This is a genomic window from Natrialba sp. SSL1, assembly GCF_001861355.1.
Taxonomy (GTDB): Archaea; Halobacteriota; Halobacteria; order Halobacteriales; family Natrialbaceae; genus Natrialba.
On the sequence record NZ_MASN01000017.1, the window covers coordinates 41,451 to 66,087 of the forward strand.

Genomic DNA, 24,637 nt, shown 5'->3' on the forward strand with positions numbered 1-24,637 from the left:
AAACACGACACGACACGAGACGGGTGTAGCCAGCGAGTCCAGTCAGGCGCGCCGTATCGCGACTACTGGACGCGAGAGACAGGGATGGCCAGTCGGTGTGTCGACTATCGCCACTCGCCCGCCAATAGCACCGACATGACGAGACTGATGAGGCTGAACGCGACGATCATCGTGAGCACGCTCGGATTCGAAAAGCTCGCCGTCGCGATCAGGAGTGCGATAGCCGCGTTTCGCGCCGCAGTCGTCGTCGCGAGCACCTCCCGCGTGGTGCGCGCTGGGCCGCCGAACGCGTACCCGAGCAGCAATGAACTCCCCACGACGACGATGGAGACGAACAGCGTTCCGGTCCCGACCAGCCCCAGGAGTTCCTCGCCGTTGATGACCACTAGCAACGCGATCAAGAGTAGCAGGGAAAGGGTCGAGAGGCGCTGGACCGGTGGATACAGCCGCGTCGCGAGACCTGCCGAGCGCGCGTTGACACCCAGCCCAAGCAGGAGCGGTACGAGCTGGGCCACGATCACCATTTCCGCGATGGCGACCGGGTCGACGGCGACGCCTGCGGGCATGAGCACGCTCACGGAGAGCGGAATAGAAATGACCGACACAATCCCCAGAATGGCCATTAGACCACTTGCGAAGGCGAGATCACTCCGCGAGAGTTCGGCGAGCTTCGGCCCGAACGGTGCACCCGGCGCAATCGCGATCAACAGCAGCCCAATCGCGTACTCGGTCCGCATCGGCACGGCGAGAACGAGCCCGAACGCGAGCAGCGGCACGAGCACCAGATTCGCGACGAGTGCCCGCGCGAGCAGCCGCCGCTGCTCAAGCGACGCCCGAATCTCCTCGAGCGTCAACTCGAGTCCCATCGACAGCATCGTCGTGAGCACGAAGAAGATCGTCAGAGAATCGATGACGGCTCCGATCGGAACAGTCTCCATTCGGTCGTCGAGTACTCGGTCGCTCGATGTGAAAGAGCTCTCGATTTACAGGCGGTTCACGCCCGGTTGATGCTCGTACCGAGCTCCGCCAGCATCTCGAAGAAACCAGGGAACGAGACATCGACGTGATCTGCGCCGCGAATCGTCGTCTCGCCCTCCGCAACCAGCCCCGCCAGCGCGAGCGACATGATGATCCGGTGGTCGCCCCGGCCCTCGACGGTCGCGCCCTCGAGTACCGACGCGTCGCCGTGGACCGTCAGCGAGTCCTGTCCTTCGGTCGTCTCGACACCCATCTTCCCGAGCTCTTCGGCCATCGCGCTCACGCGATCGGTCTCCTTGTAGCGGACGTGTTCGGCGTTCGTGATGTGCGTGTCTCCGTCGGCGACGGCACCGAGCGTCGCGATGGTCGGCAGCAGATCCGGCGTGTCCTCGACCGAGACTTCGACGCCCTCGAGTGCACCCGCTTGCACGTCGATCGTCCCGCCCTCCTGATCCCAGTCGACGGTTGCGCCCATTCGGTCGACGATGTCGACGATGGCGGTGTCGCCCTGTGCGCTCGGGTGTGCGCCCTCGATGCGGACGCCGTCGTCGCCCGCGATAGCGCCCGCCGCGAGCGGGTAGGAGATCGACGAGAAGTCGCCCGGGACGGCGTACTCGCCGTCAGTTGCGTCGTAGGTCTGGCCGCCCTCGACGGCAAACCCGGTGTCCGTTTTGCGCGCCTCGACGCCGAACGCCTCCAGCACCTCGAGCGTAATGTCGACGTAGGGCGCGGATTTGAGTGCCGTCTCGAGTTCGATTGCGAGTCCCTCCTCGGTTACCGCGCCGGCCAGCAGCAAGGCCGTGATGTACTGCGAGGAAACGTCGCCCGGAATCGAAACCTGCCCGCCCGAGAGTGGACCGGTGACGACGAGCGGTGCCTGACCGTTCCCGCGGGTACTCAGTGCCTCGCCGCCGAGATCGGCGACGGCCTCGAGCAGCGGTCCCTGCGGACGCGAGCGAAGCGACTCGTCGCCGGTGAGCACCGACGTCCCGTCTGCGAGTGCGGCCGCGGCGGTGACGAGGCGCATCGTCGTCCCGCTGTTATCACAGTCGATGACGTCCGCGGGGACGCCGGGGCGGCCGCCGAAGCCCTCGATCTCGAGTGTGCCGTCCTGGCGCTCGACACTGCCGCCGAACAGATCGACGGCGCGGGCGGTCGCCTGCGTGTCGGCGCTCCAGAGGGCGTCCCGGACGGTCGTCTGCTCGGCGTAGCCGGCGGCGAGAATGGCCCGGTGGGTGTAGCTCTTCGAGGGGGGCGCTCGCGCGGTTCCCGCGACGCGCGAGGGCGTGATCGTGACGTTCGTCCCGTTCATGCTCGGGGTGTGGGCCGGCCGGCCTATACCGGTACCGGTCGCGCCAGTATCTGTGCCCCAGTGATCGCCGCCGTGGCGCACATTCACCGGTACTTCTATGCTCGCTTCTCGAGTACACCCACCGATGAGAGACGAGGAACGCGAGCGTGTCTACGGGCGGGCGGACTACTACTGGGGGACCGAGCCGAACGAGCTGGCGCACGAGGCCCTCGAACACGCGCCGGAGCGCGCGGACGCGCCGACGGTGATCGATATCGGCGCCGGCGAGGGCAGAGACGCCGTGTTCTTTGCCGAACAGGGATGGACCGTGTACGCGATGGATATCTCTCCGAACGGCCTGGAAAAGGCGGCGCGTCTCGCCGAAGACAGGGGTGTGACGATCCAGCCGATCGAAGCGGACGCGAACGAGGCGTCGCTCCCGGAGCCGGTCGACGTGGTCTACTCCGCCGGGACGATCCAGTACGTTCGACCAGCGAACCGCGAGCGCCAGCTCGAGCACTTCAAGGCGAAGACGACTCTCGGCGGCCTTCACGTCCTGTTCGCCTTCGTCAATCACCCCGACGTTCCGACGCCACCGGACTGGACGGCCAACGAGTACTTCTACGAGCCGGGCGAGCTAGCCGGCTACTACGAGGACTGGAACGTGCTTCGGGTGGACGACCTCGTCTTCGACGACGATTCTGGTGGCGAACCGCATCAACACGCGGCCGAGATTCTGTTCGCACGAAATCCCGACGAAACGTCGAACCGTCGGGAGGCAGAACGTAGGTAATACCTACCCCGAACAGCACATCTACTGGCCGCGATTGACCGCCGTTCCCCCGACGACGCTACGAACAGCCGATCGACGCCGCAACTTCGGCGATCGATTCCTCATCGGTCGCACTCGAGACCTCGTAACTCAGCTCCGAACAGGTCCAGAACAGGCTGTCGATCCGACCTTCTCGACGGTAGGCCGTGTGGCCGTTCACCGCAGTCTCCTCGAGTGCGTCCGGATTGAACCGAGGATCGGTTCGGACGGCGACGTAGAGTTCGCGCTCCGGCCGTTCGGGGTCGATGTACCACAGCATCGTCGTCGGGCCGGTCTGTCGCTCCTTCTCGACGAGGGTGACCCGATCGAGTTCGTACGGTGCTGGCACGTCGGGTTCGGGGAGGTCGTACGGCGCGTCCGCCGCGGCCGCCTCGAGCGAATCGTAGATCCGGCTGGGCTCGAGTCCGATCGTGACGACTTCGGCGTCCGCTGGCGGTTCGTAGACGAACGTTTCGGGATCGAGACCAGCGTCGATCTCGAGATTTTCGTAGGTCACCGTCAGCCGGTGGAGCAACTCGCCATCGCCGCTTCGGACGTCATCGCGCTCCTTGATCGGATACCGGCGCTCGTCGTCGATCCAGATCGTTCGCGAGACGGTGGCCTCGTCCAGCTCCGACTCGGAGACCGTCTCGAGTGGGATCCGATACACCGTTTCGCCGACCAGCAGGTCGATGGAGCGCCCGGCATCGTCGCCCGCAGGGTCGATCGGACTCGCGTCGATCCGATGCGCGTCGCGGTCGTCGACGGTATCCAGACCGTCGTAGCTGAGGTCGTAGTCGTCACGGAGGCTCTCGAGTGCGAGTCGCGGCCCGTCGGCGACGACTCGGTTCGGGTGGTGGCGTTTCATCACGAGATCTTCTTCGGGATAGTAGTCCCAGGTGATCTCGCGGTTCGTGACTGAGACGGTTCCTGCGGCCGGGTCATCGTCGTCAGACCGACGAACTGCGCGTCGCTTCTCGGCCGGCGGCTTCCGGTAGATCTCCTCGACCTGTGTCGTCGTCTCGTCGGGTGTTTCCGCGGTCACCCGTCGTCGTGCCTGGAGATCGGTGAGTGCGATGCGGGTCTCGATCGCGTCCTCGATGTACTCCTCGCCGGTCTTCTCGTCGGTTTCGTCTTCGTCCGCAGGGACTGCGACACAGCCTGCGAGCGCGACAACAACACCCGTCGAAAGGAGCCGGCGGCGGCGCATACACGTGGGTTGGAACCATCGGGTATAAGTCTATGGTTCCGTGAATGTCGACAGTGAATATATTGGGGGACCGCCAGGCAGCGGCGACCCCGGCCGAGACCCTCGCCATTATGTACGGGCCGGTCACACGAGAACGTATGAACGACCCCGTCGACCTCACCCCGCTGCGGACGGCACTCGAGACCGACGACCTGGACGGCTACCTCATCGACGCCGACGCGTCCGATTCGGACCAGCGCTACGTCTCCGGCTTCACCGCGCCGGATCCCTACCAGACGCTGGTCACCCAGGACGGCGTCCACCTGCTGGTATCGGGACTCGAGTACGGCCGCGCGGAGTCGGAAGCCGCTGCGGACTCGGTGTCCCGGCTGTCGGCGTACGACTACCACGAGCACCGCGCCGAGCACGGCCCGTACGGCGGAAAACTGCACACACTCGCGGCGTTTCTGGCGGACCACGACGTCGAGTCCGTCGCGGTTCCGCGCTCGTTCCCGACCGGGACCGCGGACGGCCTGCGCGAGCAGGGACTGACCGTGACGGTCGAGAGCGAGGGCATCGTCGAGGAGATTCGTGCGACGAAGACGCCCTGGGAGGTCAACCAGATTCGGGCGACCCAGCAGGCGAACGAGGCCGCGATGGAAACCGCGGAGCGACTTATCGCGAGCGCGGAGATCGACGACGAGGGCGGACTCGTTCTGGACGGCACGCCGCTCACTAGCGAACGCGTCACAGAGGAGATCGAGGTGACACTGCTGCGCCACGGCTGCGGGCTCGACGAGACCATCGTCGCCTGCGCCGCGGATGGTGCGGATCCCCACGACCGCGGTAGCGGCCAGCTCACGGCAAACGATCTCATCGTGATCGACATCTTCCCGCGGGACAAGGAGACGGGCTACTTCGGCGACATGACCCGTACGTTCGTTCGCGGCGAGCCGAGCGAGGAAATGGTGCGACGCTACGAGGTTACCCAAGAAGCCTACGAGGCCGGACTCGAGGCGGTCGAGCCAGGTGTTACCGGCGAGGCTGTCCACGATGTGGTCTGTGACGTGATCGAGGACGCGGGCTACGAGACGCTTCGCAGTGATCCGAACGCCGAAACCGGATTCATTCACAGCACCGGCCATGGCGTCGGGCTGGACATCCACGAGGAACCGCGCGTCTCCCCGAGCGGCGGGGAACTCGAGCCGGGGCACGTCATTTCGATCGAGCCGGGCATCTACGACCCTGCCGTCGGTGGCGTCCGTATCGAGGACCTCGTCGTCGTTACCGAGGACGGCTACGAGAACCTGACGGAGTATCGGGTTGGACTCGAGCCGGTCGCCGAGTAGTCGCTGGCGGACGGCGAACGGCGGTGACGGTGGCGGTGGGTAGGGCGGGGGCGGCGGTTAGAGCAGATTTGCCGGCGCACGTGACGCTCACGCGAACTGATCGATCGAACGGCTTTTGCAACGGCAGACGGTAGGAGCCACCGATGAACGTCTTGATCGTCGGCGCTGGCTCGATGGGGATCTGGTTTGGGACCGCCATCGGGAGCGACGCGACGATCACCTACGCCGATGTCGACCGGGAGGCGGCGGCCGCAGCGGCGGAGACGACCGGCGGTTCCGTAACGACGCTCGACGGTAACAGCGGCCGCGATGGCGACAACGGTGACGGCAACGTCGAGGACGGGGTCGGGGACAAGCACACACAGGATGAACAGGACACCTACGACGCCGTCTGCCTCGCGGTCCCGATGGCCCACGTCACCGAGGCAATCGCCGAGCAGGCCTCGCGGGCCGATCACGCCGTCATCGACGTCTCCGGGGTCATGGCCCCGCCACTCGCAGCGATGCGCGAACACGCACCCGACCGCGAGCGCGTGAGCCTCCACCCGCTGTTCGCCCCCGAGCGCGCCCCGGGCTCGATCGCCGTCGTTCGCGACGTCGGAGGACCGGTCACCGACGACCTGCTCGCGGCGCTCGCCGCCCGCGGGAACGACCTCGTCGACACGACGGCGGCGGAGCACGACGACGCCATGGAAACCGTCCAGGCGATGACCCACGCAACCGTGCTCTCGTTCGCCCTCGCGGCAGACTCCGTTCCCGACGGCTTTGAAACTCCGATCTACGAGCAACTACAAACGCTCGCCGAACAGATGACCGGCGGCACACCCCGTGTCTACGCCGATATTCAGTCCACCTTCGACGGCGCCGAGGCGATCGCCGACGCCGCACGCACGATTGCCGACGCCGACCCGGCCGAACTCGAGTCCCTCTACCAGGAAGCGGGGGCACGGTGGCACGACGACAGCGAGACCGAAACCGAAACCGAGACCGCGACCAGCAGCCCGACGACTGCCGACCAGCCCGCAGAGGGAGCAGACCAATGACCGACCAACGAGAAGCCATCCGATCGAACGCGAAGTACCTACGCAACGTCCGGCCGATCGATCCCGACGAGATTTCCGAGTACGTCACCGGCACACCACATCCGGCCGTCGTTCGCCAGCATCTCCGCGAGGAGGCGCTGGATCTCGGACTGATCGAGCGCGACGACGGCACGTTTGTCCCCGTCTCTGACGAGCCGGTTCCCCCGAATCGGGGACCAGTCCAGACGTTCCCCGACCGCTACGCGCAGGCACTCGAGGACCTCCTCGTCGAGCGCTACGGCGTGAACTGGCACACCGACAGCGTCGGCGACCTCCTCCGGTCGACGATCCGCCGGTTCAAAGCCCAGTACCTCGAGCGTCGGGTGGTGACGTACGACGAGGACGTGGCGTCGGGCTACGCGATCTACCACCTGCCGGGCTACTACGCCGCGATCCAGTACGCGCTCGACGACCTGGCCGAGCGCAGGCTGCTCGACCGGACGATCCGCGTCCTCGATGTCGGCGCAGGCGTCGGGGGCCCCGCGCTCGGGCTCTGCGACTACCTGCCCGACGACGCGCTCGTCGAGTACCACGCCGTCGAACCGAGCGCCGCCGCCGATGTACTCGAGTCCCTGCTCGCGGAGACGGGGCAGAACATCCATGCGACGATTCACCGCGAAGCGATCGAGGACGTGGAACCGGCAGCGCTCAGCACTACTGCGCAGGGTGACGATGAACCGTTCGACCTCATCCTCGCTTGCAACGTCCTCAACGAACTCGCAAATCCCACGGCCGTCGCTCGCTCGCTGCTCGACGCGCTCGCCGACGATGGGACTCTCCTCGCGATGGAGCCCGCCGATAAGAACACGAGCGTCGGTCTGCGCGAACTCGAGCGAACACTCGAGGACGAGCGGATTCGAGACGCGAGCGAGTTCCCGGGAGGGTCGGCTGGGGGTGACGGCGACGGCGACGTTGACGGTGGCGATAACGGTGATGACGACGATACCAGTGCAACCGCCAGCGACAGAGACGACCGTCGCGGGCTCGTCACCGTCTACGGCCCGACCGTCCGCCTCTGGCCCGACGAGCGACCCACGGATCGCGGCTGGTCGTTCGACGTTCGTCCCGATCTCGACGTCCCCGAGTTCCAGCGCCAACTCGACGAGGCGACGCCCGAAGACGACGAGGAGCACGCGCCCGGCGAGTTCGTCAACGTCGACGTGCAGTTCTCACACTCGCTGTTGCGTCTGGACGGCACTCGGCGGATCGACCTCGAACTCGACGACGGTGACTGGGCGAAGATGGCCGATATGGAGCGCCACGTTCCGAACCGGATCGACCTCGTCGCGGCGAAGCTGAGCCACTCGCTGAGTTCGGACGACGACGCCGAGTACGGCGACTCGTCGAACCCGCTGTTCAAGATCAGCGACGGCAGCGAGGCGATCGACCACTACGCCGTCCTCACGAAGGAGACCTCGCTCAACCGACCCCTACTCGAGGCCGAGTACGGCGAGGTCTGTTCGTTCGAGCAGATTCTTGCGCTCTGGAACGACGACGAGGAGGCGTACAATCTGGTGGTCGACGAGGAAACGATCGTCGACCGAATCGGCTGAGTTCTCCCCGTACGCAGGCGGTTTGGGGGTTGTCTCCAGATCGATCGAGTAGATCTCCGAAACCAGAGTGCTTTTCGCGTCGGACCCCAAGCCAACCGATATGAGCGACTCCCTCGAGATCCTGCTGACCAACGACGACGGGATCGACAGCGTCGGAATCCGCGCGATTCACGACGCGCTCGTCGACCACGTGAACGCAAACGTCACCGTCGTCGCCCCCGCGAGCGACCAGAGCGCCTGTGGCCGCTCACTCTCTCACAACGGCGAGATCGGACTCGTCGACCACGAACTCGGCTATGCCGTCGAGGGAACTCCTGCGGACTGCGTCGTCGCCGGTCTCGCAGAACTCGGCCCCGACCCGGACCTCGTCGTTGCGGGTTGCAACCGCGGTGCGAATCTCGGCGAGTACGTCCTCGGCCGCTCGGGAACGATCAGCGCCGCCGTCGAGGCCGCGTTCTTCGACGTTCCGGCGATCGCGACCTCGATGTACGTCCCAGTCGACGACGTGCCGCTCGGCGAAATCGAACTCACGGTCGACGACTTCCGCGAAGCCCAGCGCGTGACGACCTATCTCGCCGAACACGCTCTCGACGCCGGCGCATTCGAGCACGCGGCGTATCTCAACGTCAACGTCCCGATGGCGGACACAAACGACGGCCCCGCGCCGATCGAGATCACACACCCCTCGAAGCGCTACGAGATGGACGCCAAATCGGACGGTGACCAGGTCACCCTCTACGACCGCGTCTGGGAGTCCATGGACCCAGAGACGATTCCGGACCCTGACGGAACCGACCGTCGAACGGTTGCCGAAGGCCGTATCAGCATCTCGCCACTCACTGCGCCCCACTCGACGAACCACCACGAGGTGCTCACCGACCTCGCCGAAACCTATCACGACCGCGTTGCGACGGCTGGTGACTAACGGGGTTTGCCCGACGACTTCCGTCTGAACGCGACTCTCACGGTCGTCGTACACAATTGTATCAGGTATCGTACTTATCGTGGGGGTGGCGTCGGTGTTCGACCACCGCGGCGGCGAAAACCACCGGACGCTACACGCGGCCGACAGACAGCCGCGTTGCTCGGGCAGAGCACAGATATATAACCGATAGGACAGAAGAAGAGAGTACCGACAACGGTGCGCGACACGCAGCTCCGAAACCTACGAAATGGGTGATCGACAATGGTATTCAGTACACTCTGGGCTCGCTTCTCGTCTCTCTGGCAGGGGGACTCGACAGACGAGAGCGACGCACGCGAGTCCACATCGACATCGACTGCGACCGACGAATCGGCGGACGAACGCGACAACGAGACACTCAGTTACGCCGAAGAGATCGAGTACGGCGTCGACGAACACGATCTGCCTGACGAGGACAAAGTGCTTCGACTCCTCGTCAAACGCGGCGGGCGCGTCGACGAGTCGACCGTCCGCGAGGAAACCGGCTGGTCCGCCGACCGACTCGAGTCGGTGATCGATCGCATGGAGGACGACGACCAGATCAGCGCGATCACGGTCGGCCGAAAGCGCGTCATCTGCCGGCGCGGCTTCGAGCCGAAGGGGTATCGATCGCACCTCGGAGAGTAGGTCGGCAGCAACCACCGTGCTGAACGCTCTGAATCACGCAACGGGCGAACGATACACGCGGCGCAGTGTTACTCGTTTGCAAACGATTGCTTCTATCTTCTGAATGTTGGCTGATGCCGCCCGGTACCATCTCGAGTAGACCTGTGCCGCTCTGGTTTCCTCTTTAGAGAGTCAGCCACTCGGGAGAGTTCCTCTCGAGTACCCCTCAGTACGCAAGAGAACGTGGTTCGGAGCCTGAGTAGGGGTGTTATGCAGGAATTCGGCGTATGCATGCCGAATTCATATCCACGTCTCGGGCATGTTTCTATCCATGCTAGAACTTGCACTCCTGTTCTTCGTGATCGCAATCATCGCCGGCGCACTCGGCGCAGGTGGTGTCGCCGGACTGACGATGTCGATCGCGAAGTGGCTCGTGTTGCTGTTTCTGGTGCTGGCCGTCGTGTCGTTGCTGCTCTGACCGGCACCACCCGCGCTACCGTGTCCGCACAGCCCCATCGCAACTGCTATCGTCAAGTTCCGCAAGAGACTTGCGAGACCAGTGAGGAGCAGTGGTAAATCGATAGCCGCGATATTAAACGCTCCATCCAGTAGTTGAGACTGGTCGTTTCAGTGCTACGCTGTGATCTGCAAGCGGCTACTTGCATGGGTGTCGTTGAAACCTGGCTGCACGGGCACGGTTCCCTCGTGGACATGCCGCCGTGGCAGTCGCCAGTGGTGAGGGTGATGGAGACGTCCTGTGCGGTTGCCGGCAACGTCATCTGGATGTAGGGATCGCTTAGTGGCCAGCGGCGCTCTCACCACCTTCGACTCGAGTGAGTTCCTCTATCGTGGGAAGTGTGGCGTCCTGGTCGGTGATAATCTCGACGCGCCGCGTCAGTTTATCTCTGGAGAACTCGGCGATCGGCTCGGTACGAGAGATTTCCGAGTCGGTCGCGCTAGCGCCTACGACGCGGGGCATCAGCCCCTGCAGGGTGTCCCGGACGACCTGGGGTTCGACGCCAGCGTCTTGAATAAGCGAGCGCACCTTCTGCATTCCCCAGCCAACGTGGCGGCCCTCGTCGCTGCGGACGTAGTTGATACCGTCGATGAGACCAGGCAGTTCCGGCCACTCGCGGCGGGCCACGTCGTCGCGGCCGCTGTCACTGAAGATACTCTGGAACGCGAAGTACCCTGTTTGGGCGACCACGCTCTCGATGGTGAGGTGGTAGTGGCTGATGGCGCGCGCCATTTGCTCCGGGGAGTCGTCGGTCAGCAGCTGCTCCATCGCTTCCTCGGTCGCATCGAAGATGGCGACGTAGTCCTCGTTGAAGTAACGCTGGTCGGTCGGAGCCGTCACTTCGTGGCCGAGCGTCTCGGCAGCGGGATTGACCACCTCGCGCCAGTACCGGTCAAAGAACTGGGTGTGTTTGGCTTCCTCGTAGATCTGGCTCGAGACGAACATCTGGTCGTTGATGTCGTCCAGCGCAATCATGAGGGGCGCGAGATCCTCGGTCACGGCCTCCTCGCCCGCTCCGAACTGGGCGATGAACTCACGGAACTCGTCGAACTCCGCCGCAGTCGGTTCGTCCGCGACGAGCCGTTCCCGGTCGGCTTCGAGGTCGTCCTGGGGGACATCCTCGTAGGGGTCCCAGTGGCGATACACTGCGTTTTCAAAGTACCCGCCTGCAAACGAGTCAGGGTCGATGCGCATCTCGCGGCTCGTGTCTCTGATTTGCGTCACGGTCACTACTTGAGACGCTCAGAGCTCACCACTGTCGGCGAACATCTTGTGTGGGTTTATATAGCGGTCGTATCTTCGGTAGGCATCATTGCCTTCTGAGACCTACAGAGATCAGTAGGTCTTCAGGAGGTTTTCGCTGCGAACGAATACGTACGCAGGGTCGTCCTGTTGGATTCACAATTGAGGGACGAAATGGGTGAGTATCTTGGCCTCTATCCGCTGGATATGCTCGGCGACTGTAGACTGATTCACACCCAACTCTTCCGCGACCTCCTCATAGTTCGTCTCACGAGGGAACTCAAAATACCCCATCGTGACAGCGAGTTCTAGAACCTCTTGCTGCCGTCTGGTTAGCGTCTCCTGGAGTTGTTCGATAGTGGGTCGGAACTCCCCTCGGTTCACTAGTTCGGTGCGAACACTATCAGATACCTCCGACGCCGCCTCCTGAATCGCCTCGCTAGTCCCGGCAATTTTGACTTCTACTCCCTGTTTCGTATATACTATTGGATACTCTATCAGTATCTCCTTCTGGTCGAGGATCTTGGTTAGCACCAGGTCCGGTTCTGCAGCCTCTAGATGGGCAAAAATGAAACCGTCTCTATCTCCCGCGAGGTCTACATTGAATACGTCCGACCTGTCCTCGAGTATCTCGATAGCCCTCTCAAGGTCTCCTTGTACCTCGTAAAGCGTAACGAGCGTATCGCCGTCGAGGACGTTGAGGTAGTGTATCTGTTTGCGAGTAACGGATGGTTCCTCACGGAGGGCAATATCCGCTGGATGGAACCCCTGTTCACCAGCATCGAGCAGCAGCGTGATTTGTCTCATTATCGGTATTAGTACACACGTTTGTTGTACGGGTTGTAACCGTCCCATCTAACTGTACGCGAGCGGAGCGACATGCAATACCTAAGTTTTGTATCTTTAAATGATCCCTCCTGGTTTAGTTGCCATTGCTGCGAATGTCGACTAAGTGTCGCCTTCACCCCTGGTGGTCGGTGGATGAGGGGCGTATGGCTTGTCGCATGTTCCGGATGTACGGTCGACACAGTTTACAAGTGCCCCCAAGATGGTCGGCGGTTGCGTACTGAATCATCCCCCTAACGGCTGCTTCGGATCCACAGACGTCATAGCCTGTATTAGCCGCAACTCCGATAGACGAACACGAGTTTCAGTCCGCCGCAACGCTCTCCCGAATCAATAAGTACCCGCCAGCCGACCGTCCGGACGAATACGATTTCGTCCCCACATGTCTCAGTCTCAACCACCCGCTTCAGACACAGCAGCCCCTCCCCTCACCGGCACGCTTCACATCCTTCCCTTCGGCGGCGGCTCGCTCGCCGCGCGTGTCGCAGAAATCTACTCGAGTACCCTCAAGCACGAACCAGTAGATGGCGACCCGCGGAACGTCCTGGTGCTCAAGCGGTTGCCGACGGCGATCGACGAGTTTGCGGCGTCGTTGCGCGAGGAAGTCGGACTCGAAGGGCGACCGAACGTGAAGTCCTTGCCTCGGCACGCGACGGCGGTCGTAGAGGAAGCAGAGCCGGAGTTGACGCGGTTGTCCTACGAGGAGCGGATCGAATTTCTCGCGCGGGTGCTCGACGGCTACGACTGGTCGTCGTACTTCGAGCGGGCGAGCGAGCACGATTCGTTCGGTCGGGACGTGGGGCAGTTGTTGTTGGATGCGACGTGGAACGGTGGGTTCGGTGTGGATGTGGATGTAGATGCAGATGCAGATGCAAATGCGAATCTGGATGTCGATGGATCTGTGGACACCGAGAGTGCTGGAAGCAGCAAGAGTGACGGCGCCGACACGACGGGCACGGACGACGCCGGTCACGACTACGACGACTACCTCCGGGAACTGGCCGACGTCAACGCTTCCTTCCACGACCACCTCGCCGAGCGCGATCTGGCGGAGCAGGCCCAGACGATCGAACGCGCGATCGCGGCACTCGAGCGAGAGGCGATTCGCGAACGGATCGAGCGCGAGTTCGACGCCGTGCTCGTCGTCGAGTACGAGGAGTGTGGCGACCTCGACCGAGAATATCTGCGCGCACTCACGCGGAACGTCGACCTGATCTGCGTCGCCGAGGAGCACGCGAGTATCGAGCGGACGAAGACCGAGGCGGGATCGGTTCGGCGATTTGCGGACGAACTCGAGATCGTCGATCACACCGCTGACGGCGCGAAGAAGGGAGAAACCGACGCGATACCCGGTGTTGCCTCGGATGGCGGAACGGCAGTAGCACAGCCGACCACGGTGTCCGAACCGGGACGAGTCGGTCAACCGTTCGGCGCGTTTCTCGCGACCGGACGGCCGACTCGCCGGGGAGAGAACGGCGAGTCTGCAGAAACGGAGAGTCACGATTCGACCACCGCTGCGCGCGTAATCAGCGAACCCACGCTCGATCAGCAAGTCGAGACCGTCGCGAACGAGATCGAGTATCTTCGACAGGAGCAGGGCCTCGAATACGAGGACGTGGCCGTCCTGCTCCGCTCTATCGGGAACCCTGCGCCGCGCGTTCGAAGGGTGCTCCAGCACGCCGGGGTGCCGACGGCCTCCGCCAGCGTCAATGGCCTCGAGCAGGATCTCGCCGTCCGGGAACTACACGCACTCGCCCAGTACCACATCGACGACCGCGAGCGGGCCTACGACCTGCTCGCGGCGCGGGTGCCGGACCTCACCGAGGATCTCGTGCAGCGCTGTGTCGTCAGGAACTCGGTTTCGAAGAGTCTGAAGCGCTGGATCGTCACGACGGACCTCAAGCGTCGAATCGCCGAGGACGCCGACCCGATCGATGCCAGAGAACAGTTTCGAAATGTCTCCCGGCTCCTCTCGATCGCCGAATTCGTCGACGAGCAGGACATCCTCGCGGGCGACTGGATCCAGTTCGTCACCATGCTCGAGCGGGCGATCACCTACGACGCGCCATACGCTCATACGGCCGAGGTCGCCGTCCCCGAAGGCGGCGTCACCGTTGGCGATGTGGGGCTCGTAAAACACGATAGCCGGCGCGCCGTCTTCCTGCTTAACGTCGTCGATGGCGAATATCCGGGGAGCGAACCCCTCTCCCCGCTCTTTCCGACCGCCTGGATCAAACGGATGGACGGCTACCCGGCCGTCACGAATCCGAGTCCGGAGGCCGTCGCGGAGACGTACGCCACCGTCAACGTCGACGAGATCACCGACAACGCGTTCGAACGCTATCACGCCGAACGGACGCGCCGCCAGCTCGCGATCGGTACCCGCGCCGCCGAGGAGCACCTCTATTTCTGTACCTACCGCCAGACGGACGGCTCGGTTGGCCGCCTGCAACACCGATCACGGTATCTGCACGCGATCGACGAACACCCACATCCCGCGCTCTCGCTCGCTGACCTCGACGGAGCGGACGTTCCTGATCGCGACCTCTACACCCTCGGCAGCGCCTCCGCCGAAATCCTGTCTCAGCCCTGGAACGCCCTCGAAACGGTCCAGGCCGAAGCCAGCACCGGCGGCGAGGTCGCACTCGAGTCCACCGAAGAAACGCTGGCTGCGATCCAGCGGGTACTCGAGGACAGCGATAATGTGGACTCGCGGTTCGAGCGGGCGGTCGAGACGCAGTTCGACCTGGCGAGAGGGGCGATTCGACCGGAGAGTGGTGAGAGCGGTGGTAGTGGCGGTAGTAGTGAGAGCGGTAAGTGTGGTGAGAACGGTGAGAGTGACGGTAGGAGGCGAGTAGATGACGATGGACGGGAAGATGACGACAGACTGGGCGGAAACGGCGGAGGTGAGACGCGATGACGCCATCATCGTCTGTTGAAAGTGAGGCAGACGACGAGTCGGCTGCGCAAGCGGATCAAACCGTCGTCACCGCCGACGCGCTCGCGACACACCTCGTCTGCCCGCGCCAGTACGAGTTCGCGTTCGAACGCCCGCTCTCGGCGCGCGAGACGAGCACTGACCGGGTTCGCGACCGCCGTCGGCAACTGCTCCGGCGGTCGATTATCGCCGGACTCCGCTCGGAGGCGAATGCAGACGAGGAGCGTGTCGAGGCTGCACTCGAGTGGCTCGATCACGAGTGGCGACAGGCCAGCGCTGGTGACCGGCAGCCCTACATCGCAGACGCACAGGAGCAGTACGATGCGGACGCGTTGGCGGCTGCGGTGGAGGCGTACTTCGAGAACGGCGGGCACGAGCATGCCGAGCGGCTGGTCGAGGCGGACACCGTGGTCAGCTACGAGCGCGACGACGTCCGATACGAGGCGACCGTCGACGCCGTGGTCGAGCGCGACAGGGGCTATCTCGGCATCAGGTACGTCCCGACGCTACACGGCGTCTTGCAGGTAAGCTGGTCTGACACGCACGTCCGGGAGTTCGTGGACGGCCAGTCGTACTATCCGCGCCAGATCGGCAGTTTCGTCAGGGCGGGTGTTGCGATTCGGGGGCTGAAGGCCGAGTACGGCTTCGATCTGCCCTGTGACTTCGCCTACGTCGCGCCGCTGGCTGAGAGTCGGCCGGCCTACGAGTCCGAGTCGGGCGTGCGCGTCGACGTGGAGCAACGGCACTTCGAGGACGCATTCGAGGAGGAGACGCGGGACCTCGTGGACCTGATCGAGGAGCGAGCCGCAGCGATTGTCGACGGGAAAACCGACCCGCGGGCGTGGCGGTTCGAGAAGATCATCGACTCAGCCTGCCAGTACTGCGCCTATCGGGACGCCTGTCCCGATCGGATGGGTGCCGAACTCGCGTTTATCGACCGGGAACCGACTCGCGGTGAGCGTGGTGGGCGAGGTGAGATCGATGACTGAGCGTGAGACAATGAGTGAGCGTGAGACAACGACTGATACCGCGGACGCTGTCGCACCGACCAGTGAGACGGACGCCGAACCCGACGCCGCAGCTCTCGAGCCGAAGGGCAACCAGCCGGCCGTCATCGACGCGACCGGCGGCGCACACACCGTCGAGGCCGTCGCCGGCTCCGGCAAGACGACGACGATGGTCAAGCGCCTGCAGGCCGAAATCGAGGAGCGCGACGTTGCGCCCAACCGGCTGCTGGTGCTCACCTTCGCGAACGAAGCCGCCCACACGATTCAGGAGAAACTCCGCGAGGCGCTCGGTCCGCAGGTCGCCTTCGATATCGACGTCTACACCTACCACTCGTTCAGCTCGAAGCTTCTGACCGAGTACGCCTACCACGTCGGCGTCTCGCCCGAGTTTGACCTCGTCACCGAGGAAGACCGTCCGCAACTGATCGAGTCCGTCTACGAGGAGGTCGACTTCTCGTTCGTCGCAGCCGGCTCGCCCTCCGCCGGCGGCACGAGCGACCAGACGCTCTCCGCGCTCACCTCGTTCATCGAGGCGATGCGCCGCGAAGCCGTCTCTCCCGCCGATATCCGCTCGTATCTCCCCAGCGACGAGGACCTGCGAGACCTGCTCGGCCTCGTTACCGACCTCGAGGAGATGGCCCATCAGGTCATCAACGTCGACGCGAACGACCTCTTCGGGAACGCGGACGACCTCGCCGACCGCTGTGACCGCCTGCCGCGAGTCTACCGCGCGAAAGCCAGCCAGTTCGACGGCGGCGGTCGGGTTCACTCGGCCGTTAGCGCCCACCTCGAGGCGATGGCCGAAACAGCCGAGAACATGGCCGACCACCTCCGAACTGAATCCGAACTCGAGTGGCAGGCGTTTCGGCTCCCCGAGGCGATGTTCGAGGGCGAGCGGGGGCCACTGACCTCGATCACGCAGACGCCGATGGGGCGGCTGTCGAACTACGTTCACATGCTCCGGCGGGCACGAGCGTTCGTCGGCGCGTACGAGGCCTATCTCGAGGCGCTCGAGGAGCGCAACGCCTTCGACTACGACGAACTGATCCACCGGACCGTCGACTTGCTTCGCGACGAGCGCGTCCGTGACGATATCCTCGCCGAGTGGGACGCCGTCTACTGCGACGAGTTTCAGGACACGGACGAGTCTCAACTCGAGTTGGTCGAGGAACTGCGCGACGGCCTCGATATCATGGTCGTCGGCGACAGCGATCAGGCCATCCACGAGTGGCGCGGGCAGGATCCCGAGAACATGTCGAAACTGCCCGAGTCGTTCGAGGAGATCGGCCTGGACCTGAACTTCCGGTCGCGCCAGCCGATTCTCGATCTGGCGACGAATCTCGATCCCGACAAGGACGAGATCGAGGCGTACAAGGAGCCGAACCCGCCCAGCGTCGTCACAGTCGACAGCGAGGGCGAGCGCACGCCGGCGCAGGTGAGCACGACAATTTCACACCTCCTCACGGGTCGGTTCGAGGACGTTCCAGAGCGCAAACTCGAGGACATCGCGGTACTCGTCCGCCAGAACCAGAACGCCCGCGATATCGCGGCTCAGCTGGATCGCGACAGCATTCCCTACACCCTCTCGAGTGACGCCTCTGGCGAACTCGGCCACGGCGTGCGGACGGTGCTGTCGTACTTCCGGGTCCTCGTGGAACCCGGCGACGATGTGAGCTGGCAGCGCGTCCTCTTGCATCTCTATCGCGTCCCCGAGGTCGATGTGGATACGTTGCTGCGAGCCGGCGAGACCGTTCCGGCGGGGTACGACGCGCTCGCAGAGCCGGCCGCCGAACTTCGCTGTCCCGACCGCGTTCGCGAGGCGCTCACGGACTACGACACGCTTCAGTCGGTCTCGGACACCCACTCGATCTCCGAGCTCTACCGGCATTTCAAGCGCGAGACGCGCATCGACTGGTTCCTCCGGGAACACGACCGGGACGCCCTCGCCAACGTCGAGCGGCTGATCGAGGCGTTCAACGACAGTCCCGTCCAGTCCGAACTAACACCGGCGTTCGTCGACTACCTGGAGCGCCAGGCCCACCTGCTCTCGGCCGACGACGAGACGGCGACCAGCCCCGGTTCGCAGTCCGAAAATGCCGTCGACGTCATGACGATCCACCAGGCGAAGGGCCTCGACTTCGATACCGTTCTGCTCCCCTTCCTCACCGAATCCGAGTTCGGCCACATCACCCTCGCGAACTACCAGCGAGACCTCTACCGCTACGACGTGCTCGTCGACGACGTGCAGGGCGAGCTGGCCGATCCGCTGCGGGCCGACTGCAGCGACGACCAGATCGCAGAGGAGTGGCGCGTCCTCCACGTCGCGCTCACCCGTGCGAAAGAGCACCTGTTCCTCTTCGGCAACGACGTCGAGGAGCAAGGGCCCGGTGCCGACATGCTGGACGAGCACCTGCCCGGCGAGCGCAGCGAGACGCCGATCCACTGGTCCGCCGAGGGGCCACGCTTCCCCGTCTGGAACGCACTCATGGACAGCTACGACGAGATCTCGGCCGACACACCCGACGCCGTCAGGGACTACACGGACGCCGTCAACCGCGGCGTCGACGAGGACCCGGGGACGATCACGTACTACCAGACCGAGGTCTCGACCGACGAAGCGCTCGAGACGGTACTCGAGTTCGCCGACAGGGTCGTCGCCGGGACGCTCGCTGATGGCGACAGCGCTTCAAATCCGAACACCGCCCGCTTCGCCGACGCCCCCCTCGGTACCAGCGTCGACGTCGAACTTGCCCGCCAGCACAGCCACACCGCACTCGAGTCCGTCCGCAACTGCGAGCGAAAGCACGTCCTCGATCACGTGGTGGATGCGTTCCCCGACCCGATTCCAGCTACCGGCGGGGAAGCAGAAGTGACGCAAGCCGACGTGGGTTCGCTCTTCCACGACGTCGCCGAACTCGCCTACTGGCGCGGCTACGACAGCAAAGCCGAGTGGCGCGACGCCTGTGAATGGGTCGCCCGCAGCCGCGACCTGACGACCGCACTGGAGCCGGCACTCGAGTGCATCGATCGCTACTTCGAGACCGATGTGCCGGAGTGGCCGGCGGTCGGGGCTGAGGTGCCGATCGCCGTCGAGGGCGACGATATTGAAGATCTGGACGGCGATGCCATCGCGGATATTGAGGGCGACGTGACCGGCTACGTCGACAGCGTTCGCCGCCACCCAGACGGCGGCCTCGTCGTGCTCGACTACAAGACGAGCCAGGCACAGAAGGACCTGGAGACGAGCCACCAACTCGAGCTCTACGTCCGTGCCTGTCGGGACCGCTTCGACGAGCCGATCGGCCACGCGGGCTACGTCTACGTCGGCGACGCCGGACCAGCAGTCCAGCTGTTCACGGTCGACGAACTGGCCACGCTGTGGGAGTCGGTACTCGAGGACCTGTCGGCAGCGGACGGTTCGTCGTTCGCGAACGCGACGCCGGGACCACACTGTCAGTTCTGTCCGCACCGATCGCTCGGCTGTTCCGAGGGCGAAGACGAGTCACCGTCTCTGGATGCGTTTCAGATCGATGGCCAGTGAGTTTCGGACCGAGTGCATTCGTTCGTGCGGACTCCCCCGTCCGTGTTCGGTCGGGTTTCTCGCGGCTCTGGCCGTGTCAACTACTACGGCGTCGTATCAGACCCTCCGATTCGACTAGTCTCGGGTCGACGCGGTCGGTCCGGAGCGACCGCGTGCGCAAGCACCTCGAGTCCTGTCCCGAGCGGGTACTCGAGAACTGCCGCCGGCTCCTCGAGCACGCGTCCGAAAACTAGCTCTGACGCTCGTGCAACCGGGTTCCAGGTATCATAGTAGGCGTCGTAGACGCCCGCCATCTCCGCAGTTTCCATGTACCCACAGAGCACGTACCCCTCGGGTCGTCGCTCGAGCACCACCGACTCAGTGTACATGGACTCGGCTTCGAGCATCGCCGCGCTCCACCGCTCGACGGGGCCGAGCTCGATCTCACCCGCCGCAACACGCCGCGAGAGTCCGGCGAATCGGTCCGCGAGCCGCTCAGCCAGCCCCGGTTTCAGGTGCAACTGGACGAGGGCGATATCGACGCTGTTCTCGAGTGCTGCACCGCTGACGGCGAGGGGGCCATCGTCGGTCCCCGTCGCGGTCCGAGGTCGGTTCGGGTTGACCGCGTGGACGAGCAGCTCGCGGTCGACGCGGGCTTCCTCGGCGACAAGCGCGTCGTCCTCGAGTGGGAACGCCGCCTCGATTCGCGATTCTGGATTCTCCCAGTCGGCCATCGCGGCGTGTGGCACCTCGACGTACCAGATCAGCTCCGGGTCGTCGCCAGCGTCGAGAAACAGCGTCGCCGTGGCCGCGCCCTCGAGCCCGAGCAGCGGTCGCGGGTCGTCAGGGTCGACACAGCGATCGGCGACTGCCTCGCGAACGGACTCGAGGCGGTCCTCGTCGATGGATCGACGGACGAGAAATGCGCTCGCGTGTCGCTCAGTGATGTTCTGGGATTCGTGCGCTGTCGACGCAACCCGCTGGCGATACCGCGCGTAGCTGACGGTGGCGGCGAGTACTCCGAGAACGATGCTCCGGCGTATCCACGGTCGAAGGTCCATACTAGATGGTCGACGCGAGCGGCGTTCGCACTGTTCCCGAAACCTATCGCCTCTTTAAGTACTCTGTGAGAGAGTCGTTGCCTGCTCATGGGTGTCGAATCCGTTCTCGTCACAGCCCGTACCTCGCGGTGTCGACCCCTGATCACAACGGAGAAATTGGAGTGGACTCGCCGGGATTTGAACCCGGGGCCTCTCCCATGCCAAGGGAGTGATCTACCTCTGATCTACGAGCCCGCTTCGCAATACGCACTTTCCCACGGGAATAGATAAACCCCTCGAAATCGTCGGGTCGGCCCTGTCGTTGTCACACAGGGGTACTCGAGTACACCACCGTTTCCCACATCCCAACCACGCCCACGACGGTGGCCGGTTCACGACGTGCACCGACTGTGACCGCTGTCTAGAAACCCTTTAGTCCGTGCCGCGGGAAGCGACGGTGGGAAGCGCACGGCCGCAAATCTGACAGTGCCACTCGCTTGGGTGGCTTGGGATTGCGGAAGTGCATCTTGCACGGAGCCGGATTGCGGTCGACTGGGTCATGCGATCCAGTGCGAGCGCTATCCATCCGAGCGGTCAGTGCGGTTCCTATCCTCACCAATGGCACGAATGCATACCCGCCGTCGTGGCTCGTCCGGTTCGGACAAGCCATCGGCAGACGAACCACCGGAGTGGAGCGACGTCGACCCAGCAGATGTCGAAGAACGGGTCGTCGAACTGGCAGCACAGGGGCACGACCCGAGTCAGATCGGCATCAAGCTGCGTGACGAAGGCGTCACCGGCACCCCCGTCCCTGACGTGAAGCTGGTAACCGACAAGAAGATCACCGAGATTCTCGAGGAGAACGACGCCAAGGCGGACGTTCCCGAGGACCTTCGGAACCTGATGGAGCGTGCGGTCCGACTGCGCGAGCACGTCCAGGAGAACCCACAGGACTACCAGAACAAGCGCGCGCTGCAGAACACGGAGTCGAAAGTTCGTCGCCTCGTCGACTACTACCGAGGCAACGAGCTCGAGCCGGACTTCACGTACTCCTACGAGGTTGCGGTCGACCTCCTCGAGGAGCACTGAGTTCTGAGCTGGGAACGAAGACAGACGGGAGGAGCTGGAACCTAGAACCCGGACGCTGCGTCCGTAGCGTCCGCAGGTGACCCGCGACCGCGAACACGACACCCACAATGTCCACGAACGGCCACCCGGATCAGGAATCGGACACCGAGTTCGGTTCCGACGCCGACATCGCTGTGACAGCCGCCACCGCCATCGAGAGCGCCGGCTTCGTCCGCGTCATCACGCGGGCCGACGGCGACGCCCTCGCGGCCAGCGGCCTGCTTACGGCAGCACTCTCGGTGACTAACACGCCGTTCCAGGTGACCGTCGGTCGGACGATCGCCGACCGAACCGAGCGCGCAACGCGCCGGACCAACACCGACGCCGACGCCGACGCTGACACTGGCGACGACAGTGACGAACTGACCGTCGTCTTCGGCACGGTCGACGAACCGGCGCGCAAGCACGCCATCCGCCTCGATTCCGACGAGCGGCCGGCCACGCTCGCAGCAGCCGATACGGTTCGCGAACTCGGTTCGACGGGATCGGACGACTCGAGCGACTCGAGTAGCCCGGCCGGGACACCGACCGACGACCCAACCGGACCCGAGCCCACGCTCGATCCGGTGCTCGCACTCGCAGGCCTCGTCGCCGCCGGCGTCGATCCCGGTGCCGGCGAGAGCGAGTGGGTACTCGAGTCCGCACGCGAGCGCGGGCTCGTCGAACGCCGGCCGGGCGTCGCGGTGCCGACCGCGGATCCGGTCGACGGGCTGGCACACTCGACCCGACTGCGCGCGCCGTGGTCGGGCGACCTCGAGGCAACACGGGAGGCACTCTCGCCGACCGGACTCGCCCTCGACCAGCCCGAGACGTTCGACGGGGACGATCACCGGACGCTCGGTTCGCTCGTCGCGCTCGATGTCGTCGGCGCGGACGACGCGACGGAGACGGCGGCGACGTCGATCCAGCGCGTGCTCCGGCCGTACGCGATCACGAGCGACGAGTACGCGTTCGCAACTGTTGGCGGCTACGCCGCCGTCCTCGAGGCGACCGCCCGCGCGGAGCCCGGTACGGGAGCCGCGCTGGCGATGGGCCTCGACGCTCGAGAGCCAGCGCTCGCCGCGTGGCGGGCATACGGCTCGCGCGCACACGCCGCACTCGAGTCGGCCTCGATGGGACGCTACGATGGGCTGTTCGTCGTCGGCATCGACGACGGGCCGGTCGAAGCGGTCGCACAGATCGCACTCGCGTACCGCTCGCCGGAGCCGACGGTGCTCGCCGTGGGTTCGGGCGAAGCGGCGCTTGCGACTCGCGAGACCGGGCCGGGTTCGGGCTCGATCGCAGCCACCGTGGAAGCGATTGTGCGTGACCTCGCCGACGATGGCGTCCAGGCGACGTACGATGTGGGTCACCGACGCGGCTATCTGCGCTTCGGTGCAGCCGAGTCGGCGTCGGATGCCGATCCGGACTCGCAGGACGCAGTGACAGTGGCGGACGACTCGACGATCATCGCGGCAGTGAGAGGACACTACTGACCATGCCGGCACACACGACCACGAACACGGACGACTCGCTCGAACGCGCGACGGCGACGATCCGCACGTCCCACGACGATCCCGATCTCGTTGCACGGGCGCTACGCCCGGACAACACCGACGAGATGGAGACCGTCACGGACGGCGACAGCGTCGTCACGCGGATCGAGCGCGAGTCGACGAGCGGACTGCACTCGACGGTCGACGACTACGTCGTCAATCTCGAGGTTGCAGTCGACGTTGCTCGCACGGCACGCGAGGCCGGCGTGGCTACTGACGCGACTGCGCAGTCTCCAGCACCACCTGCTTCATCCAGTTCATCTGCTCCATCTACTCCATCCACTTCGAACGCAGACGCAGCCGACGAACAGCGCGACAACCCGACGGACACGGGTACTGTGTCCGACACAGACACCGACAACACACACGATACCAATGAGTGAACGTTCAGTCTCACGTGCGAAACAGGAAAAGCGGTGGTACACCGTGCTCGCTCCGGAGCAGTTCGACCGGACGGAGCTCGGCGAGACCCCCGCTGACGAACCGGAAAAGGTCTACGACCGAACCATCGAAACGACGCTTGGCGAACTCAACAACAACGCCAGCGAGAACAACACGAAGCTGACCTTCAAGATCACCGACGTGGGCAGCGACGCCGCATACACGGAGTTCATGGAACACTCCCTGACCCGTGACTACCTGCGCTCGCTCGTCCGCCGCGGTGCCTCGAAGATCGAGGCCTACGTCACCGTCCTCACGACGGACGACTACCGCGTCCAGATCCAGCCCGTCGCCTTCACGACGAAGAAGGCTGACGCGAGCCAGGAAAAGGCCATCCGCAACCAGATGGTGCAGATGATCGAAGAGGCAGCCGAAGAGCGCACCTTCGAGGAACTGATCGACAGCGTCGTCGAAGGCCGCCTCTCCTCGGCAATTTACGGCGAAGCCAAGACGATCTACCCGCTTCGCCGCGTCGAAATTCAGAAGGCAACGCTCGAGGCTCGCCCCGAGGAAGTCGCCGAAGAGGAAGCGACCTCCGTCGACGTCGACGACGAAGACGTCGCAGCCGACGACTAACTACTCGAGTCCCGTTTCGAGACA

The 24,637-nt window shown here is 64.4% G+C and carries 20 protein-coding genes and 1 tRNA gene; 14 read left to right on the plus strand and 7 right to left on the minus strand.

The features are described 5' to 3' along the window. Positions 1–104: 104 nt before the first annotated feature. On the minus strand, positions 105–938 hold the full coding sequence (locus BBD46_RS03780) for a bile acid:sodium symporter family protein (protein ID WP_071400431.1): 834 nt from the start codon (positions 936–938) through the stop codon (positions 105–107). Between the two features lie 56 nt (positions 939–994). Then, entirely contained in the window at positions 995–2,290 is a 1,296-nt protein-coding gene (gene aroA / locus BBD46_RS03785) for a 3-phosphoshikimate 1-carboxyvinyltransferase (RefSeq protein ID WP_071400432.1), read from the minus strand. A 124-nt stretch (positions 2,291–2,414) separates the two neighbouring features. Here aroA and BBD46_RS03790 point away from each other — a divergent pair, with 124 nt between their 5' ends. Beyond that, positions 2,415–3,062 carry an SAM-dependent methyltransferase gene (locus BBD46_RS03790; protein ID WP_071400433.1) on the plus strand — a complete coding sequence of 216 codons (648 nt, stop codon included), beginning with the start codon at positions 2,415–2,417 and terminating at the stop codon, positions 3,060–3,062. Positions 3,063–3,120: 58 nt separating this feature from the next. Here the strand turns inward: BBD46_RS03790 and BBD46_RS03795 are convergent, their stop codons facing one another. Beyond that, a complete protein-coding gene (locus BBD46_RS03795) occupies positions 3,121–4,290 on the minus strand; it encodes a LolA family protein (RefSeq protein ID WP_071400434.1) in 1,170 nt (389 codons plus the stop codon). Positions 4,291–4,427: 137 nt separating this feature from the next. On the opposite strand from BBD46_RS03795, the gene BBD46_RS03800 reads away from it, so the two are divergent. From BBD46_RS03800 to BBD46_RS03825, 6 genes are all read left to right on the plus strand, one after another. Next, positions 4,428–5,618, plus strand: coding sequence for a M24 family metallopeptidase (locus tag BBD46_RS03800; protein ID WP_071400435.1), 1,191 nt, complete (start codon positions 4,428–4,430; stop codon positions 5,616–5,618). A 143-nt stretch (positions 5,619–5,761) separates the two neighbouring features. After that, a complete protein-coding gene (locus BBD46_RS03805; protein WP_071400436.1) occupies positions 5,762–6,661 on the plus strand; it encodes a prephenate dehydrogenase/arogenate dehydrogenase family protein in 900 nt (299 codons plus the stop codon). Further along, the gene (locus tag BBD46_RS03810; protein WP_071400437.1) at positions 6,658–8,253 is read left to right on the plus strand and encodes a small ribosomal subunit Rsm22 family protein; all 1,596 of its coding nucleotides are present in this window, start codon (positions 6,658–6,660) and stop codon (positions 8,251–8,253) included. Before BBD46_RS03805 ends, BBD46_RS03810 begins: the two co-directional genes overlap by 4 nt. A gap of 100 nt (positions 8,254–8,353) precedes the next feature. Then, positions 8,354–9,178, plus strand: a complete 825-nt coding sequence (gene surE / locus BBD46_RS03815; RefSeq protein ID WP_071400438.1) for a 5'/3'-nucleotidase SurE — start codon at positions 8,354–8,356, stop codon at positions 9,176–9,178. Between the two features lie 261 nt (positions 9,179–9,439). Next, entirely contained in the window at positions 9,440–9,844 is a 405-nt protein-coding gene (locus BBD46_RS03820) for a helix-turn-helix transcriptional regulator (RefSeq protein ID WP_071400439.1), read from the plus strand. A 310-nt stretch (positions 9,845–10,154) separates the two neighbouring features. Next, positions 10,155–10,301, plus strand: a complete 147-nt coding sequence (locus tag BBD46_RS03825) for a DUF1328 family protein (RefSeq protein ID WP_004215463.1) — start codon at positions 10,155–10,157, stop codon at positions 10,299–10,301. A 318-nt stretch (positions 10,302–10,619) separates the two neighbouring features. Here the strand turns inward: BBD46_RS03825 and BBD46_RS03830 are convergent, their stop codons facing one another. Both BBD46_RS03830 and BBD46_RS03835 read right to left on the minus strand, forming a co-directional pair. After that, a complete protein-coding gene (locus BBD46_RS03830; RefSeq protein WP_071400440.1) occupies positions 10,620–11,534 on the minus strand; it encodes a ribonucleoside-diphosphate reductase in 915 nt (304 codons plus the stop codon). Positions 11,535–11,738: 204 nt separating this feature from the next. Then, positions 11,739–12,389, minus strand: coding sequence for a helix-turn-helix domain-containing protein (locus tag BBD46_RS03835; protein ID WP_071400441.1), 651 nt, complete (start codon positions 12,387–12,389; stop codon positions 11,739–11,741). A gap of 421 nt (positions 12,390–12,810) precedes the next feature. Here BBD46_RS03835 and BBD46_RS03840 point away from each other — a divergent pair, with 421 nt between their 5' ends. Genes BBD46_RS03840 through BBD46_RS03850 form a run of 3 tightly spaced genes read left to right on the plus strand, consistent with a single transcriptional unit; the run spans position 12,811 to position 19,914 of the window. Next, positions 12,811–15,348: a hypothetical protein gene (locus tag BBD46_RS03840; protein WP_071400442.1), complete on the plus strand. Its 2,538-nt coding sequence runs from the start codon at positions 12,811–12,813 to the stop codon at positions 15,346–15,348. Continuing rightward, positions 15,345–16,355: a hypothetical protein gene (locus BBD46_RS03845; protein ID WP_071400443.1), complete on the plus strand. Its 1,011-nt coding sequence runs from the start codon at positions 15,345–15,347 to the stop codon at positions 16,353–16,355. Before BBD46_RS03840 ends, BBD46_RS03845 begins: the two co-directional genes overlap by 4 nt. Next, complete coding sequence (locus tag BBD46_RS03850) at positions 16,348–19,914, plus strand: ATP-dependent helicase (protein ID WP_253184501.1); 3,567 nt, start codon at positions 16,348–16,350, stop codon at positions 19,912–19,914. The genes BBD46_RS03845 and BBD46_RS03850 overlap by 8 nt, the downstream gene beginning before the upstream one ends. An 83-nt stretch (positions 19,915–19,997) precedes the next feature. Here BBD46_RS03850 and BBD46_RS03855 read toward each other — a convergent pair whose 3' ends face one another. Together BBD46_RS03855 and BBD46_RS03860 are read right to left on the minus strand one after the other, a co-directional pair. Then, positions 19,998–20,954 carry a hypothetical protein gene (locus tag BBD46_RS03855; RefSeq protein WP_071400444.1) on the minus strand — a complete coding sequence of 319 codons (957 nt, stop codon included), beginning with the start codon at positions 20,952–20,954 and terminating at the stop codon, positions 19,998–20,000. A gap of 162 nt (positions 20,955–21,116) precedes the next feature. Beyond that, a tRNA-Ala gene (locus BBD46_RS03860) sits at positions 21,117–21,188 on the minus strand. A gap of 363 nt (positions 21,189–21,551) precedes the next feature. On the opposite strand from BBD46_RS03860, the gene BBD46_RS03865 reads away from it, so the two are divergent. The 4 genes from BBD46_RS03865 (at position 21,552) to BBD46_RS03880 (ending at position 24,613) form a co-directional block, all read left to right on the plus strand. After that, the gene (locus BBD46_RS03865) at positions 21,552–22,022 is read left to right on the plus strand and encodes a 30S ribosomal protein S15 (RefSeq protein WP_006654282.1); all 471 of its coding nucleotides are present in this window, start codon (positions 21,552–21,554) and stop codon (positions 22,020–22,022) included. Between the two features lie 107 nt (positions 22,023–22,129). Continuing rightward, a complete protein-coding gene (locus tag BBD46_RS03870; RefSeq protein WP_071400445.1) occupies positions 22,130–23,536 on the plus strand; it encodes an exonuclease in 1,407 nt (468 codons plus the stop codon). A gap of 2 nt (positions 23,537–23,538) precedes the next feature. Then, positions 23,539–23,979 carry a KEOPS complex subunit Pcc1 gene (locus BBD46_RS03875; protein ID WP_071400446.1) on the plus strand — a complete coding sequence of 147 codons (441 nt, stop codon included), beginning with the start codon at positions 23,539–23,541 and terminating at the stop codon, positions 23,977–23,979. Next, on the plus strand, positions 23,972–24,613 hold the full coding sequence (locus tag BBD46_RS03880) for a 30S ribosomal protein S3ae (protein ID WP_071400447.1): 642 nt from the start codon (positions 23,972–23,974) through the stop codon (positions 24,611–24,613). Before BBD46_RS03875 ends, BBD46_RS03880 begins: the two co-directional genes overlap by 8 nt. The last annotated feature ends 24 nt before the right edge of the window (positions 24,614–24,637 follow it).

Bases quoted from the DNA above. Each gene is read 5' to 3' on its own strand.
- BBD46_RS03830 (WP_071400440.1), bottom strand. From the start codon at position 11,534: ATGCGCATCGACCCTGACTCGTTTGCAGGCGGGTACTTTGAAAACGCA.
- BBD46_RS03855 (WP_071400444.1), bottom strand. From the start codon at position 20,954: ATGGACCTTCGACCGTGGATACGCCGGAGCATCGTTCTCGGAGTACTC.
- BBD46_RS03880 (WP_071400447.1), top strand. From the start codon at position 23,972: ATGAGTGAACGTTCAGTCTCACGTGCGAAACAGGAAAAGCGGTGGTAC.
- BBD46_RS03790 (WP_071400433.1), top strand. From the start codon at position 2,415: ATGAGAGACGAGGAACGCGAGCGTGTCTACGGGCGGGCGGACTACTAC.
- BBD46_RS03800 (WP_071400435.1), top strand. From the start codon at position 4,428: ATGAACGACCCCGTCGACCTCACCCCGCTGCGGACGGCACTCGAGACC.
- BBD46_RS03845 (WP_071400443.1), top strand. From the start codon at position 15,345: ATGACGCCATCATCGTCTGTTGAAAGTGAGGCAGACGACGAGTCGGCT.
- BBD46_RS03835 (WP_071400441.1), bottom strand. From the start codon at position 12,389: ATGAGACAAATCACGCTGCTGCTCGATGCTGGTGAACAGGGGTTCCAT.
- BBD46_RS03875 (WP_071400446.1), top strand. From the start codon at position 23,539: ATGCCGGCACACACGACCACGAACACGGACGACTCGCTCGAACGCGCG.
- BBD46_RS03810 (WP_071400437.1), top strand. From the start codon at position 6,658: ATGACCGACCAACGAGAAGCCATCCGATCGAACGCGAAGTACCTACGC.
- BBD46_RS03805 (WP_071400436.1), top strand. From the start codon at position 5,762: ATGAACGTCTTGATCGTCGGCGCTGGCTCGATGGGGATCTGGTTTGGG.
- BBD46_RS03870 (WP_071400445.1), top strand. From the start codon at position 22,130: ATGTCCACGAACGGCCACCCGGATCAGGAATCGGACACCGAGTTCGGT.
- aroA (WP_071400432.1), bottom strand. From the start codon at position 2,290: ATGAACGGGACGAACGTCACGATCACGCCCTCGCGCGTCGCGGGAACC.
- BBD46_RS03825 (WP_004215463.1), top strand. From the start codon at position 10,155: ATGCTAGAACTTGCACTCCTGTTCTTCGTGATCGCAATCATCGCCGGC.
- BBD46_RS03820 (WP_071400439.1), top strand. From the start codon at position 9,440: ATGGTATTCAGTACACTCTGGGCTCGCTTCTCGTCTCTCTGGCAGGGG.
- BBD46_RS03795 (WP_071400434.1), bottom strand. From the start codon at position 4,290: ATGCGCCGCCGCCGGCTCCTTTCGACGGGTGTTGTTGTCGCGCTCGCA.
- surE (WP_071400438.1), top strand. From the start codon at position 8,354: ATGAGCGACTCCCTCGAGATCCTGCTGACCAACGACGACGGGATCGAC.
- BBD46_RS03850 (WP_253184501.1), top strand. From the start codon at position 16,348: ATGACTGAGCGTGAGACAATGAGTGAGCGTGAGACAACGACTGATACC.
- BBD46_RS03840 (WP_071400442.1), top strand. From the start codon at position 12,811: ATGTCTCAGTCTCAACCACCCGCTTCAGACACAGCAGCCCCTCCCCTC.
- BBD46_RS03865 (WP_006654282.1), top strand. From the start codon at position 21,552: ATGGCACGAATGCATACCCGCCGTCGTGGCTCGTCCGGTTCGGACAAG.
- BBD46_RS03780 (WP_071400431.1), bottom strand. From the start codon at position 938: ATGGAGACTGTTCCGATCGGAGCCGTCATCGATTCTCTGACGATCTTC.